The 15,221-nt window shown below is 64.2% G+C and carries 11 protein-coding genes and 3 tRNA genes; 13 read left to right on the top strand and 1 reads right to left on the bottom strand.

Going from position 1 to position 15,221, the window contains the following annotated elements; genetic code table 11:
* The first annotated feature begins 21 nt into the window (after positions 1-21).
* The 10 genes from QUW25_RS06700 to QUW25_RS06655 all read left to right on the top strand — a co-directional run bounded on the left by QUW25_RS06700 (position 22) and on the right by QUW25_RS06655 (position 10,389).
* A complete protein-coding gene (locus QUW25_RS06700; protein WP_289511439.1) occupies positions 22-4,467 on the top strand; it encodes a hypothetical protein in 4,446 nt (1,481 codons plus the stop codon).
* A gap of 110 nt (positions 4,468-4,577) precedes the next feature.
* The gene (locus QUW25_RS06695; protein ID WP_289511438.1) at positions 4,578-5,972 is read left to right on the top strand and encodes a CCA tRNA nucleotidyltransferase; all 1,395 of its coding nucleotides are present in this window, start codon (positions 4,578-4,580) and stop codon (positions 5,970-5,972) included.
* Positions 5,973-6,095: 123 nt separating this feature from the next.
* Positions 6,096-6,169, top strand: a tRNA-Gln gene (locus QUW25_RS06690).
* Positions 6,170-6,191: 22 nt separating this feature from the next.
* Positions 6,192-6,268: transfer RNA gene (locus QUW25_RS06685), tRNA-Glu, on the top strand.
* Between the two features lie 2 nt (positions 6,269-6,270).
* Positions 6,271-6,347 (top strand) — tRNA-Glu (locus QUW25_RS06680).
* A gap of 195 nt (positions 6,348-6,542) precedes the next feature.
* Entirely contained in the window at positions 6,543-7,274 is a 732-nt protein-coding gene (locus QUW25_RS06675) for an amino acid ABC transporter ATP-binding protein (RefSeq protein WP_289511437.1), read from the top strand.
* 111 nt (positions 7,275-7,385) lie between these two features.
* On the top strand, positions 7,386-8,240 hold the full coding sequence (locus QUW25_RS06670) for a substrate-binding domain-containing protein (protein ID WP_289511436.1): 855 nt from the start codon (positions 7,386-7,388) through the stop codon (positions 8,238-8,240).
* Positions 8,241-8,358: 118 nt separating this feature from the next.
* On the top strand, positions 8,359-9,105 hold the full coding sequence (locus QUW25_RS06665; protein WP_289511435.1) for an amino acid ABC transporter permease: 747 nt from the start codon (positions 8,359-8,361) through the stop codon (positions 9,103-9,105).
* 3 nt (positions 9,106-9,108) lie between these two features.
* A complete protein-coding gene (locus tag QUW25_RS06660) occupies positions 9,109-9,756 on the top strand; it encodes an amino acid ABC transporter permease (protein WP_289511434.1) in 648 nt (215 codons plus the stop codon).
* Positions 9,757-9,765: 9 nt separating this feature from the next.
* Positions 9,766-10,389 (top strand): AAA family ATPase, encoded by a 624-nt coding sequence (locus QUW25_RS06655; protein WP_289511433.1) that lies wholly within the window; start codon positions 9,766-9,768, stop codon positions 10,387-10,389.
* A gap of 121 nt (positions 10,390-10,510) precedes the next feature.
* On the opposite strand, the gene sdaAA is transcribed toward QUW25_RS06655, so the two are convergent.
* Positions 10,511-12,118: an L-serine ammonia-lyase, iron-sulfur-dependent, subunit alpha gene (sdaAA, locus tag QUW25_RS06650; protein ID WP_289511432.1), complete on the bottom strand. Its 1,608-nt coding sequence runs from the start codon at positions 12,116-12,118 to the stop codon at positions 10,511-10,513.
* A 496-nt stretch (positions 12,119-12,614) separates the two neighbouring features.
* Between sdaAA and QUW25_RS06645 the strand changes: the two genes are divergently transcribed.
* From QUW25_RS06645 to pcp, 3 genes are all read left to right on the top strand, one after another.
* Complete coding sequence (locus tag QUW25_RS06645; RefSeq protein ID WP_289511431.1) at positions 12,615-13,397, top strand: DUF969 domain-containing protein; 783 nt, start codon at positions 12,615-12,617, stop codon at positions 13,395-13,397.
* The gene (locus QUW25_RS06640) at positions 13,394-14,356 is read left to right on the top strand and encodes a DUF979 domain-containing protein (RefSeq protein ID WP_289511430.1); all 963 of its coding nucleotides are present in this window, start codon (positions 13,394-13,396) and stop codon (positions 14,354-14,356) included. Before QUW25_RS06645 ends, QUW25_RS06640 begins: the two co-directional genes overlap by 4 nt.
* An 87-nt stretch (positions 14,357-14,443) precedes the next feature.
* The gene (gene pcp / locus QUW25_RS06635; RefSeq protein WP_289511429.1) at positions 14,444-15,088 is read left to right on the top strand and encodes a pyroglutamyl-peptidase I; all 645 of its coding nucleotides are present in this window, start codon (positions 14,444-14,446) and stop codon (positions 15,086-15,088) included.
* The last annotated feature ends 133 nt before the right edge of the window (positions 15,089-15,221 follow it).

Here is a 15,221-nt window from a genome sequence, read left to right as displayed (position 1 = left end):
GCGCGGGAAAGGACGGAAGCCATGAGAAAAGCCGACAGTGGCTGGATGAGGAGGCGCGCGGCCGTGCTGCTCTCTGCGGCGCTCGTGCTCGCCCCCTTCGCAGCGACACCCGCGATGGCAGCGGAGGGCGGTGACGTTTCCAATGCCGGCTCGACGGTCGAGAAGAGCGTTGATGCTGAGGAAACATCTAACGACATTGAGCCGCGTTCCGGAGCTTCCGTGTCAATGACGCAAGGTGACGAACAGACTGTCCAGTACGAGAGCCTCGCCGCCGCGCTCGCGGACGTGGAGCCGTATGACTACAAGACAAACAAGGACACCTACACTATCGCCCTCGCCCAGAACGTGACGGAGGACGTGACCATTCCCGAGGGCGTGAACGTCACTATCGACCTCGCGGGTCACACGCTGACGAATGCGGGCGACCATACCATCACCAACAGGTCGACGAGGACGGTCATCACCGACAGCGTTGGTGGGGGCGTGGTGGACAACGTCTCGCACGGTCGCGCCGCCGTCTACAACAACATCAACGCAAGCATCACGCTCAAGGGCGGCACGTTCTCGCGCTCTGCCGAGACCAGCAGGGGCGCCAACGACGCTGGCGGGAACTCGTGGTACGTGCTCAAGAACTTTGGCACCATGACCATCAGCAATGGTGTGACCGTGAAGTTCTCGGATAAGAACCTTGGCTACTACTCCAGCCTGATCGGCAACGGCTGGCAGAACTCCGCTGCCGCTGAGGCGGGCAGCTCGGAGCCCAAGCCCTCTATGGGCAATAAAAAGGCCACGCTCAACATTAACGGCGGCAAATTTGTCGGCGGTAAGATCACCGTCAAGAACGACGACTACGGCGTTCTCAATGTGAAGGGCGGGTCCATCTCACAGGGTACGGACTCCTACTACGCGATTTACAACGCCAACAAGGCGACCATCTCAGGTGGCACCATCTCCGCGTTGAGCGACGCCATTGGCTCTGAGCACTATGACGGCGCCGCGAACGACGGATCGCTGACGGTGTCCGGCGGGACCATCACGAGCGAGAGCGGCTCTGCCGTCGCGCTGCTCGGCGGCGCTAAGGGCACCATCAAGGGCGGTACGTTCCAGGGTGGTTCCGGCCAGTACGTGATCGATGTTGACGAGAGCTCGTCTGCTGCTATCTCTGCGGGCACCTTCGTGGGCTCTGCTGCCGATAAGGTCGTCAACGAGGACGGGTCGTTCGTCGATCGCTTTGGCGTTGTCAAAGATGATGAGGGCAACCTCGTGGTTGCGGTTACGGATGCCCTGGCCACGGTCAAGGCGCTTGACGGTACGGTTACGAACTACGAGTCGCTCTCCAAGGCGCTCTCCAACGCCCCTGCTGGGAGCACGGTGACCCTTCAGGAAGATGTCTCGCTCACGGCGAAGGTTGCTACGAAGAACTACGGCGTGACGCTCGACTTGAATGGTCACAATGTGACCAGCACTGTTACCTCTGACGCGGCAATCGCGCTTAGCACCAATTACGGGTCCAAGCCCGTTGAGGGCGTTGGCTCCACGATGCGCCTCATCAACAGCGTTCCCGATAAGGGTGGCGAGGTACGCGCCGCCATTCCTCTCGGCTCGAAGGCGGGTGACAGCACCAAGCCGCTTGCGCTGGAGGTTGGCGAGGGCGTGACGCTGGTGCCGACCAATCCCGCCTCGGACGCGGTCAAGCTCGAGAGCTCCGCGTACCTCAGGTACAGCGAGCAGGCTGTCGACTACATCAAGAACGGCGGGTTCAAGGTCAGCGCCGAGGACGGCGACAGGATTTACGGTACCTACGCCAACGCTGCGAGTGCCTCTGTCGACGACACGGTGACGATGCTCCATGACTATGCCGGCACGACGAAGATTAATTCCGGCTATAACGAGGCGGTCCTTGACCTTGGTGGTCACACATACACCTACACGGGAAACGAATCTAGCAACAATTCGATTGCCGCGGTCAACTACGATGGCGCGTCGCTCACTATCAAGAACGGCACCCTCAAGACGACCTCTGACCCGGCCGACGGTATCCTGATGATTAACTCGGACTCCTCACTCGTACTTGAAGGCGTGACGGTCGAGGTTCCTCATGGTTCCTACGGCATCGTAACCAACGGTCAAGAGACGAACAACACTATCACGCTACGCAACTCCGAGCTGAGGGTTGCGGAGGGTGCTGGCATCTATTTCCCGAGCACGGGATCGGTGCTGATTGATAACTCCGTTATCAGCGCGGAACTCACCGGTGTTCAGATTTGCGCTGGTGACCTCACCGTTCAGGGTGCGGATACTGTCATCTCCGTAACTGGGCAGCCTGTTGAGAAGACTGAGGGGGATGGTGTCATTGCTGATGGTGCGGCCATCTCCATCATCGAGCGCGAAGGCTATCAGGACCTTGGTGCCGTAAGCATTACGGGCGGCACGTTCTCGTCTGTCGACGGCGTGAATGCGATTAAGGCATACACCTATAACAACTCCGATAGGGAAGAGGGAGAATGGGCGACTGCCGGTGACGTCGTGACCGTCTCGGGCGGTTCCTTCAGCACGAGTGTCCCCGCAGACCTTTGTGCGGATGGTCTTAAGCCCGTGGACGGCGAAGACGGTTCTCATACCGTGGGCTTTGCGCAGGATAAGCTCGCTGCTGTTTACGACGCGCAGGGCAACGTCCTCTCGGCTCACGACTCGCTCTCTGCCGCCATTACGGCTGCGGGCGAGGGCCAGACCGTCACTCTGCTCGATGACGTGACCGAGTCCGTCACGATTCCGGCCGACAAGAACCTTACGTTTGACCTTGCGGGTTACACGCTTACTGGCCAGAGTACCGCAGTGGCAGTTACCGTTGAGAATGGTGCTGCGCTTGCGATTAAGGGTGGTGCAGTTAAGAGTGCGAGCGGCTACGCGGTTGTTACCATGGGGTCTCTCGAGACGAGTGACGTTACCATCGGCGCTCCCGGAGGTGTCCAAGTTGGATATCAGGCCACTCCTATTGCGGGCTCGTTTACGATGGGCGCAGGGACCAAGATTAGTGCGACGGGGGCGGGCTCCTGTGGCGTCCTTATCTTTGGGGACGGTACTAACACATCCTCGTTTGTCATGAACGGCGGCGAGATCCGCGTGCCCATGGGCTTTGGCATCTCCGGTAACGGATCGGCCGGTCTCGGCAACACGAGCATCGTCATCAACGATGGCGAGGTCGTGAGCGACAACGGTCCTGCGCTCTATCATCCGCAGTCCGGCGAGCTCGTGCTCAACGGCGGTTCACTGACGGGCTGCGTCGGAGTTCAGATGTGCTCCGGCAGTCTGAGCGTTCCCGAGGGGAGTGCGGTTTCCGTGAAGAGCACCGGTGCGGACGATATGGCCGACAAGGGTGCGGGCGACGGCAATATTGATGACGCCGCGGCGATTTCCTTGATTGACCGAGGCTATCCCGGCGGTGCCCCGAAGGCCAACATTGCTGGCGGTTCCTTCACTTCCGAGAAGGGCGCGGCGGTTCGTACATATACCTGGGATAACGCTAATGGGTCTTCGTCCGATTGGGCGGAGGCGCCTGAGAACGTACGTCTTTCCGGCGGTACCTATAGCAATGCCCCTGACGAGGCGCTCATCGTCCCGGGCTCAGGGCTCACGAGCAACGACGACGGCACCTTTGGCATCCACAAGCACGTTGGCGTGGCCGTTGCCGCAAAGGATCCCACGTGCACCGAGGCGGGCAACAAGGCCTACTGGACCTGCGAGAAGTGCGACGAGCTCTTTGCCGACAAGGACATGACGCGGCCGACCACGCTCGATGACGTGACGATTGCCGCCACCGACCACCAGAGCGTCAAGCACGTTCCCGCCAAGGACGCCACGGAGACCGAGGCCGGAAACCACGAGTACTGGTACTGCGCCGACTGCGACACGTACTTCTCGGACAAGGCGCTTACCAAGGAGACCACGCTTGAGGAGCTGACCATTCCGGCAAAGCCGGCGCCCGAGCCAGATCCCGAGCCGGAACCCACCCCGGATCCCGACCCCGAGCCCGCCGTTGAGATGCAGGTCATGTACCGTCTCTACAACCAGTGGACCAGGGAGCACCTCTACACCGCGGACGAGAGCGAGCGCGACTTCCTTCTGAGCCTCGGTTGGAGTGACGAGGGCGAGGCGTGGACCGCACCGGCCGAGGGCGCCCCGGTCTACCGCCTCTTCAACCCCTATGCCGACGACCACCACTACACCATGAGCGAGGGGGAGGTCGATGCACTGGTGGCTCTCGGCTGGCAGGCCGAGGGCATCGCCTGGCGCTCGGCGGAGAAGACGGACGAGGGCGCGCTGCCGCTCTACCGACTCTTCAACCCGTACGAGAAGACGGCCACCCACCACTACACCGCCAGCGTCGAGGAGCGCGACGCGCTCGTGAAGATTGGTTGGCAGGCCGAGGGCATCGCCTGGTACGGCGTCTCCGCTGCGGAGAAGTAGCACCTCGCAGATTGCGATCTGCCACGGGGCGGTCCTTCGGGGCCGCCCCTTCCTGTTAAAATCGGCGAGAAGAAGAGCGCGGCAAGAGGGGCATGACGAGAGGGGGTCGCGTGAGCAGCACAGTTGAGATGCGCCTGGCGCGCGAGCTTCCCGCCTACGCGCGGCGCGTGGTCGACGTCCTCGAGGCCGCGGGTTATGAGGCCTGGGTTGTGGGCGGCTGGGTGCGCGATGCCCTTCTCGGCCGTCCCGGACATGACGTGGACGTGACCACCTCGGCCCCTTGGCAGGAGACGGCGCGCGTGCTGCGCGCTGCGGGCATCGAGGTCCACGAGACCGGCACGGCGCACGGTACGGTCACGGCCGTCGTGGAAGGCCGGCCCGTTGAGACCACCACCTACCGCGTTGAGGGCAGCTACAGCGACCGCCGCCACCCCGACGAGGTCCGCTTTGTCACAAACGTGCGTGAGGACCTCGCCCGGCGCGACTTCACCGTGAACGCCATGGCCTTTCACCCCGAGCGCGGCCTGCTCGACCCCTTTGGCGGTGAGAAGGACCTCGCGGCGCGCATCATCCGCGCGGTGGGGGAGCCCAGGCTCCGCTTTGAGGAGGACGCCCTGCGCGTGCTGCGTGCGGTCCGCTTTGCGTGCCGCCTCGACGCGATGATCGAGCCGGCCACCCAGGCGGCCCTCGTGGCATGCGCGCCGGAGCTCTCAGAGATTGCGCAGGAGCGCATTGGCCAGGAGATGGACGGGATTCTCGCCACGGGCCGCGCCGCCTGGGCGCTGCGCCACGAGTTCGCGGTGCTCTCCGCGGCGGTTCCGGAGCTCGCGCCCATGGCGGGCTTTGACCAGAAGAGTCCCTATCATGACTACGACGTACTCGAGCACACGGCGCGCGTGTGCGCGGGCGTGGAGGAGTTTGCCGGCGGGTCCCCGCTGCACGCCCTTCGCTGGGCGGCGCTGCTGCATGACGTGGCAAAGCCCGCCTGTTGGAGCGAGGACGTCTCCGGCCGCGGGCACTTCTTCGGACATCCCGAGGAGGGCGCCCGCGTGACGCGCTCCGTGATGGAGCGCCTTGCTATCCCGCGCGAGGTCGTGCGCGCGGCGTGCGCGCTCGTGAGCCTCCACGACTTTGAGATTCGAGCCACGGCCCCCTCTCTGCGCCGGATGCTCCTGGAGCTTGAGCGTTGCGCCCCCGGGCAGGCCCGCGAGCTCTCCTTTGCCCTTCTCGACCTCAAGCGCGCCGACGCCGTTGCCAAGGCGCCCCAGTGCATGGGCTACGCCGTTGAGCTTGATGCCATGTCTCGCGTCCTGCGTGCGGAGCTGGCGGGCGGCGGTGTCTGGAAGACGGGTCAGCTTGCCGTGAGCGGGGCGGACGTCATCCGCGAGCGCGGCATCGAGCCGGGGCCGGGCGTGGGCATGGTGCTCGCGCAGCTGCTCTCTGCCGTGATGGCGGGGGAGGTGGAGAACGAGCGCGAGGCCCTTCTCGCCTGGTTGCGCTGGTAGGGGCCCGCCCCTCCAAAGCGTCCAATCGTTGCCCGCACAACATCTCCAAAAAAAGTGCTTGCATGGCCGGAGACATTCCCGTATAGTATTTCTCCGCGCTGAGAGGCGCACGAAGTGGCAAATTGGGACTTCGTCTAGTGGTAGGACAACGGATTCTGGTTCCGTCAGCGGGAGTTCGACTCTCTCAGTCCCAGCCATTTGCCCTTTCAATCGCATAGTGGCCCGTTCGTCTAGCGGTTCAGGACGCCGCCCTCTCAAGGCGGAGATCACCAGTTCGAATCTGGTACGGGCTACCAACGGCCCGTTCGTCTAGCGGTTCAGGACGCCGCCCTCTCAAGGCGGAGATCACCAGTTCGAATCTGGTACGGGCTACCAAACGTGACGCCGGGGCCTCAGGCTCCGGCTTTTTTGTACGCTGCCCTTCGCATCTTCCCTGCAATCCAAAGCTCAGTGTTTCCACCCCGTAACGGCAGTGTTGTTTCTCAGTCTCTGTTCAGCGGGTCGGGGCCACGAGACCCCTGTCCCTAGGTAGTATTAACAAATCGCAACACGACGGGAGGACTTCGACACATGGCAAACATGATCGAGATCAAGGGTCTCAACAAGTACTTCGGCGACCTCCACGTGCTGAAGGACATCAACCTCACGGTGGCCGCGGGCGAGAAGCTTGTCATCATCGGCCCGTCCGGCTCCGGCAAGTCCACGCTCATCCGCTGCGTTGACTACCTCGAGGAGCCCACCTCCGGCGAGGTCATCATCGACGGCACGCCGCTCACCAAGAAGAACCACCTCGAGATGGCGCGCAAGTACTCCTCGATGGTGTTCCAGCAGTTCAACCTGTACCCCAACATGACGGTGCTCGGCAACCTCACGCTGGCCCCCATCAAGCTGCAGAAGAAGAGCAAGGAGGAGGCCACCAAGACTGCCATGGCCGCGCTCGAGCGCGTGGGCCTGGCCTCCAAGGCGGGGGAGTACCCGCAGAACCTCTCCGGTGGCCAGCAGCAGCGCGTCGCTATTGCCCGCGCGATGTGCACCAAGCAGCCGATCATCCTCTTCGACGAGCCCACCTCCGCGCTCGACCCCGAGATGATCCAGGAGGTCCTCGACGTCATGATCGAGCTCGCGCGCGACAACATCACCATGATCTGCGTCACGCACGAGATGAACTTCGCCAAGCAGGTCGCCGACCGCGTCATCTTCATGGACGACGGCCAGATCCTGGAGGAGGGCACCCCGGAGCACTTCTTCACCAACCCGCAGAACCCGCGCTGCCAGGACTTCCTCAACAAGATCTTGCGCTAGCCCCCGGGCGTGCCCGGCGGCACACACGGCACCACCCGCCTACGGGCGGTCAATCGCGGGCGAGAAGAACCCGGTCTCGCCGCGCTCAACCAACGGGAAGGGAGAACCACCATGAACCTGTCACGTCGCCAGCTCCTCAAGGCCTTTGGATCCGTCAGCGCCCTTGCCGGCCTGGGCGTCCTTGCCGGCTGCAACTCCGACCCTGCCGCCGAGGGCGACAACTCCGGCTCCAAGGTCGAGACCATCAAGGCGCGCGGCAAGCTCAACTGCGGCGTCAAGGCCGACGTCCTTGGCTACGGCTACCTCAACACCGAGACCGGCGAGTACGAGGGCCTCGAGATCGACCTCTGCTACCAGATTGCCGCGGCGGTCCTGGGCGTCTCCTACGAGGAGGCCAAGGAGCAGAAGCTCTGCGAGTTCACCACCGTCACGCCCAAGACGCGCGGCCCGCTCATCGACAACGACAGCCTCGACATCATCTGCGCCACCTACACCATCACGCCGGTCCGTCTTGAGGACTACGACTTCTCCGACCCCTACCGTGTGGACCACGTTGGCGTCATGATCATGAAGGACTCCGGCATGGAGAAGCTCGCCGACCTCGAGGGCAAGCTCATCGGCGTCTCCCAGGGCTCCACGACCAAGGACGCCGTGACCGACGCCGTCGCCGAGCAGGGCGTGACCCTCACCGACGACAATTTCAACGAGTACCCCGACTACCCGTCGATCAACTCGGCCCTCGAGTCCGGCAACATCGACGCCTTTGCGATGGACCGCTCCACGCTCAACACCTACATGAACGACCAGAAGGAGCTCCTCGAGCCCGAGGTCGAGTTTGGCGAGCAGCAGTACGGCATCGCGTCCAAGAAGGGCTCCGACCTCTCCGCGGTTGTAAACGAGAAGGTCAACGAGCTCCTCGAGAGCGGTTGGCTCGACGAGGAGGCTACGACCTGGAACCTGCTCTAGCGAGCGCCGCGCGGCGCGTGTGGGCGAGAGGTCCTTCTCGCCCGCACGCCGCGCACGTGCGCCCGGGTGGCGCCATCCCCCTGGTGCCCCGCAGGTGTTGGCATAGGAAAGGAACAAGATGCTCGAAGGCCTGTTCGATCCCAAGCGCTGGGAGATTACCTTCAGCGACATGAGTAGCTTCTTCGACGGCTTCTCCATGACGCTTGCGGTGGTCCTGCTGGGGCTTGCCATATCGCTGGTGCTTGGGTGCCTGCTCGGCGTGCTGTCCACCACGCGGTCGCGCATCCTGCGTGCCGTGAGCCGTGTCTACGTTGAGTTCTTTCAGAACACGCCGCTGCCGGTTCAGGTGTTCTTCTACTACATGGCCGGACCGCGCGTCCTGCAGATGATTCTGGGCACTGAGAGCCCGGTGCGCCTCTCCGCGTTTGCCATCGGCGCTGTGGGCGTGGGTCTCTATCATGCCGCCTACGTCTCCGAGGTCATCCGCACGGGCATCGAGAGCGTTCCGCGCGGCCAGATGGAGGCCGCGCGCAGCCAGGGCTTCACCACCGTGCAGGCCTATGCCTACGTCATCTTGCCACAGACCTTCAAGGTCATCTTGCCGCCGCTCTGCAACCAGGCGCTCAACCTGGTCAAGAACACCTCGGTGCTGGCGCTTATCGCCGGCGGCGACCTTATGTACAACGCCGACAACTTTGTCTCCACCTACGGCTACCTGCAGGGCTACATTCTCGCGTGTGTGCTCTACTTTGTGATCTGCTTCCCGCTGGCGATGCTCGTGCAGTGGCTCGAGCGTCGCGCCAAGGAGCGTCCGCGCGCCAAGGTGATCCCCGGCATCACGCCCGAGACCGCAAGGGAGGCGTAGGCAATGGCTATCTTTACCCCGGCAAACGTCTCCTTCATCATGCAGGGCTTCTTGAAGACGATCGAGATCTCCGTGCTGGCGATCATCTTCTCGGTTGTCCTGGGCACGGTGCTCGCCCTCGTCAAGCAGTACTGCACGGGCAAGCTGAGCGTGTTCAAGTGGATTGTCTCCGCCTACATCGAGCTCTTCCGCTGCACGCCCAACCTGCTGTGGATCCTCTTCATCTACTTCACGGTCAAGGGCTCGGACATCTTCATCTCGGTGTTGGCGTTCACGATCTTCACCTCAGCCGTCATGGCGGAGATCGTCCGCGGCGGCCTCAACTCCATTCCCAAGAGCCAGTTTGAGGCGGCCAAGAGCCAGGGCTTCGGGTTCTTCTCGAGCATGCGGCTCATCATCTTGCCGCAGACCTTCAAGACCATCATCCCGGCGCTCTTCAGCCAGTGCACCACGGTCATTAAGGACTCGTCGTACCTCGCGGGCATCAACGTGGCGGAGTTCATGTTCTCGGCCAAGGTCGTCATGGGCTACACCACGGACCTCATGCAGGTGCTCTTGCTTTACGGCTTTGTGTTCCTGCTCTACTTTGTGCTCAACTTTGGCATCTCGCTCATCGTCCGCGCCTACCAGCGCCGCATCGTGGCGGCGTAAGGAGGAGCCATGTCACACAAGCACCCCGCGCAGCCCGTCATCATCACCATCGCGCGCGACTTTGGCGCGGAGGGACACGAGATCGGCAAGATGCTGTCCCTTGAGCTGGGCATCCCGCTCTACGACAACGAGCTGCTCGTGCGCTCGAGTCTGCGCACCGGCGACGCCATCGACCAGATGGCGGCGTATGACGAGCAGCTCGCCGACGAGTTCATGGCCTTCCTGCCCGACCGCGTGGACGCGCGCAGCGCCTCCGACCGCCTCTTTGCGTCCATGTCCCAGGTCATTCTCGATCTGGCGGCCACCAAGAGCTGCATCATCGAGGGGCGCCTCTCGGACTACCTGCTGCGCAACAACCCCCATCACATTGCGGTGCTGGTCACGGCGCCGCTGGCCGACCGCGTGGAGATCGTGCGCGCCAAGCGGGGGCTCTCCAAGAAGGATGGCAAGAAGCTCGTCAAGCGCAGGCAGAAGGCGCGCGAGGCGTTCTACAAGCGCTACTCGGGTGGCAAGTGGAAGATGACCGACGGCAAGGACCTTGTGGTCAACCGTGCCAAGCTCGGGCGGCAGGGCTGCGTGGACGTGATCGCCGCGGCGTACCGGTTCAAGTGCGCTGAGGCAGCGGGGGAGTAGATTCGTTGGCTAGTCTGCGTGCTCCCCGGGTTTTCGGTCTCAGGGCTGGGAGCCTGGGAAGCATCTCCGTAAGCGATGGCTCCATTTCGGCCTCTCTGCGCAGAATCGCCGCTCGCAGTGCTCAGCGCCCGCAGGCTCCGCAAGCGGCGCAGGCGGCGTGGGCTGCCGGTGTGGCGGCAAGCCCGCCGCGCGCCGTCTCGCGCAGGCGCGAGGGGAGGGCGTGGCCCACCTCCGCCATGGCATGAACGACCTCGTCGAAGGGGATGAACCAGGACACGCCGGAGAGCGCGAGCTGGGCTGCGGAGAAGGCCGCGGCCACGCCGATGGCGTTTCGTGCCTGGCAGGGGATCTCCACGAGGCCGCCGACGGGGTCGCAGACAAGGCCGAGCAGGTTGGAGATGGCAAGGGAGCTCGCGGTCAGCGCCTGTTCGGGCGTGCCACCGAGCAGCTCCACGAGCGCGGCCGCGGCCATTGCCGCGGCGGAGCCAACCTCAGCCTGGCAGCCGCCCTCGGCCCCTGCCACGCATGCGTGCGTCTGGATGTTGAGGCCCACCGCCGCGGCGCACCAGAGCGCCGAGGCAACGGCGTCGTCACCTGCTCCGATGGCGTCGGCCACGGCGAGCACGCAGCCGGGGACCACGCCCGCCGAGCCGGCAGTTGGCGCCGCCACGATGACGCCCATCGCGGCGGAGCGCTCGAGCACGGCCATCGCGCGCGCGACGGCGGCGGTCTGGACCTCGCCCATGAGGCTCGCACCCCAGTTGTCGGCGCCCCTGCTCACGAGCTGCGCCTCGCCGCCAATGAACCCGCCGAGCGAGGGCTTGGGGTCGGCGATGGGGGCGGTCGTCTCGTCGCGCATGACCTGGATGATGTGGCGCATGGACTCCTGCGCGAACTTCTCGCCGGTAAGGCCGCGCTCGCGCAGCTCCATGACGCCACCGATGGAGAGGCCGCGCTCCGCACAGGCATCGAGCAGCTGCGCCCCGTCGTCAAAGAGCTCCTCCGCGGTGACGCCCGGTGCCGTTGCGGAGGCAGACCCCGGTACGGAGATGAAGGTCGCGAAGCCCACGTCGCGGATGCGGCGGATCATGGGCAGCACGGAGGCGTCCGGCGCGCCGTCGGTCTCAAAGACGGAGTAGGCGCGACCGCCCTGCTCGGTGCGATAGGTGCGGCAGAAGGCAATGTTGACCTCCGCCATTGCGAGCAGGTGGGTGAGGGAGGCGAGGATGCCGGGGGCGTCCTTGTGCGCAACGAAAAGCGTGGCGTAGGCGCCCGTGATGTCAACGCCCACGCCGTCGATGCGGCTGATGCGCATCTTGCCGCCGCCGAGGCTCTCGCCGCGAACCTGGCAGCGGACGCCGCCCTCGGTCTCCATGTCAATGTCCACGGTGTTGGGGTGGACGGAGGAGTCGTCACCCGCCTCCACGAACTCGAAGTCAAGGCCGGACTCGCGCGCGAGCTCAAAGGCATTGCGGATGCGCTCGTCGTCCGTGTCGAGCCCGAGGATGCCCGCCACGAGCGCGCGGTCGGTTCCGTGGCCGTGGTAGGTGTGGGCGAAGGAGTTCCAGAGCGTGAAGCGCACGCGGGCGATGCGACCCTCGAGAAGGGATGCGGCGACGCGCGCGCAGCGCAGGGCACCGGCCGTGTGCGAGGACGACGGGCCCACCATCACGGGGCCTAGCACCTCAAAGGCCGAGGTGGTGGCGAGGGTCTGGGGCTTTGCTGCCATGAGGGCTCCTTCGTCGTCGCCCGCGGATGGCCACTCTGCCCCCGCGGTTTCCATAGGAAAGTTTGCCACACTCGCGCGTTGCGCGCCGGGGCGGGGCCGCGACTCTGTTGCCGTACGCTTGCTTATTCGGTCACCGTCCGACGCTCAAATCCGGATTTGAGCAAAGCGGGCGCTCAATTAGGGGTTTTGAGCGTTAAGGGCGTCTCATAGGTCGCCTTTTCGGGGCGGGGAGTCGCCCGTCCTTCTCGCCAGCTGGGCTTTTGTCGCCGAGAAGGACCTCGGCTTGGGACGCTGACGCTCAAATCCAGCATTTGAGCACGCCGTTTGCACAAATCCGGATTTGAGCGCAGGGGGTATGGCCCGCTACGGCCGCGACGCCGGGGGCGCTCACGGCCCGCCCGCACCGCGCCACTGTTTCCGTTTGCGCACGTTATTCTCGTCATGCTTGTTGGGTGGGTACGATACCCAAGTCGTATTGACTGAACAAGGAGGACCGATGGACCCCACCGAGCTTCTCAAGCTCCTGGGAATCGTCATCGTTGTGGTCGGGTTTGCGCTCAAGCTCGACTCCATCCTCATCATCATGGTGGCGGCCATCGCCACCGCCGTGGTGGGCGGAATGGACCCGGTGGCGTTCCTGGACACGCTCGGCGAGAGCTTTGTCTCAAACCGCAGCATGTGCATCTTCATCATGACGTTTGTGCTCACGGGCACCCTCGAGCGAAACGGCCTGCGCCAGGCTGCGGCGGCGCTCATCCGCAAGCTCAAGAATGCCACGTCGGGCATCATCATCTCCGCCTATGGCCTGGTGCGCGTGGCCTTTGCCGCGTTCAACATCAACTTTGGCGGCGTGGCCGGCTTCATCCGCCCGGTCATCATGCCCATGGCACAGGCGGCCGTGGAGCGCGACGGCAACAAGATCGACGAGAAGCACCTCGAGGAGCTCAAGGCCACCTCTGCCGGCATCGACAACGTTGCGTGGTTCTTTGGCCAGGTGCTCTTTGTGGGCGGCTCGGGAGGCCTGCTCGTGCAGGGCACGCTCGCGGGCCTTGGCTACGACGTGAGCCTCGTCGACCTTGCCGCCGTGCAGATTCCCGTGGCGGTTCTCGCCATGCTCGTGGCGATCGTCTACTACAACCTCCTTGACCGTCGCCTCATGCGCCGACGCTCCCGCGTGATCAAGGCCACGGGCTCCTCGGTCTATGAGGAGGATGGCGCGGCCGGTTCCCCGGCAGCTGCCGAGAGGGACGAGGCCGAGAAGGGCGGCGAGGACGCATGACGGAGTTCATCCAGTTCTTCCAGAGCTCCGACGTGACGCTCTCCGACAAGCTCCTCGAGGTTGCCTACATTGTGATGGGGCTTATCGCCGTCTACGCGGGCGTGCGCAACGCGCAGGACAAGACCAACCCCAAGCGCATGGGCACGGCCATCTTCTGGGTGGTCTGCGGCATGCTCTTCATCGTGGGTCGCTGGGTTCCCAGTACCGTGGCCGGCGCCCTCGTGGTCGTCATGGTCCTCCCCGCCATCTGCAAGCAGGTGGGCCGCGGCACCGGTGACGAGCCCACGGCGGAGGAGATGCAGGGCAACTACGAGAAGATCGGCATGAAGCTCTTTGTGCCCGCGCTCTCGCTGGGCGTCATGGCGCTCGTGTTTGCCCTGTTCACCAACATCAGCTCGCTCGTGGGTCTCACCTTTGGCGTGGTGGTGGGCGGCCTCATGCTCTTTGCGTTCTCGCACAAGAACACGCCCACGGTCTTTCTCAACGACACGCGTCGCATGCTTGACGCGGTGGGCCCGCTCTCCATGCTGCCCATTCTGCTTGCGGCGCTCGGCTCGATCTTCACCGCCGCGGGCGTGGGCGACGTCATCTCCCATCTCGTCTCCGGCGTGATCCCGCAGGGCAACCTCGTGGTGGGCATCGTCGTCTATGCGGTGGGCATGGCGGTCTTCACCATGGTCATGGGCAACGCCTACGGTGCCATCACGGTGCTCACGGTGGGCATCGGCGCGCCGTTTGTGCTCTCGCTGGGCGCCGACCCCGCGCTCGTTGGCTCGGTGGCGCTCACCTGCGGCTTCTGTGGCACGCTCATGACGCCGATGGCGGCGAACTTCAACATCCTCCCCGTGGCCATCCTCGAGATGAAGGACTCCTATGGCGTCATCAAGAAGCAGATTCCCATCGCGCTGATCATGCTCGTGGCGCAGATTGCCTACATGATCGTCATGACCGCCCTTTAGCCAAAACCTGACAAAGGTGACAGGGTAATTTGTCATGATGACAATCTACCCTGTCACCTTTGTCATCAAAGAAAGGAAGAGATACGAATGAAGGTGCTGGTAACGGGTTTTGAGCCGTTTGGTGGGGCGACCATCAACCCTGCGCTCGAGGCGGTCATGCGCCTGCCGAACGAGATTGCGGGCGCCGAGGTGGTCACCGCACAGATTCCCGTGGTCTTTGGCAAGGACGCGGCTGCCGTTGCGGCCGCCATCGACGCCGAGCGGCCCGATGTGGTGCTCTGCGTGGGCCAGGCCGGAGGTCGCAGCCACATCACGCCCGAGTTCGTGGGTATCAACTACGCAAACGCCCGCATTCCGGACAACGAGGGCAACCAGCCCATCGGCCGCCTCGAGGAGGACGGCCCGGACGCCTACTTCGCCACGCTGCCTGTCTTTGCGATGGTCGACGCCGCGCGCGCCGCGGGCGTGCCTGCCGCCGTCTCCTACACCGCGGGCACGTTCTGCTGCAACGAGGTCCTCTACGAGCTGCTCCACACCCTTGCGACGCGCCACCTTGGCGTGCGCGGCGGCTTTGTGCACGTTCCGTACGCCACCGAGCAGGCCGTCACCATGGGAGAGGGCACCGCGTCCATGAGCGTGGACATGATGGTCACGGGCCTTACGGCCATGATCGAGGCGGCGGTCACGGCTTCCGATGACGCCGTTGCGGCAGGGGAGGGCACCGAGCAGTAGGTTCTTCTCGGCACCGGTCCTTCTGCGGGTGCCCGTAGAAGGACCGGTTCCGACACAATTGATGGGCAAACCGTCGACAAGGGTCCACGCTCTACGAAGTGCGGACCCTTGCCGACACTTGTGGCGAGAAAAA

This window comes from Thermophilibacter provencensis (assembly GCF_030372065.1).
Classification (GTDB): Bacteria; Actinomycetota; Coriobacteriia; order Coriobacteriales; family Atopobiaceae; genus Thermophilibacter; species Thermophilibacter provencensis_A.
The sequence above is the reverse complement of the archived record's forward strand: the minus strand, read 5'-3'. Positions and strand labels throughout refer to the sequence as shown.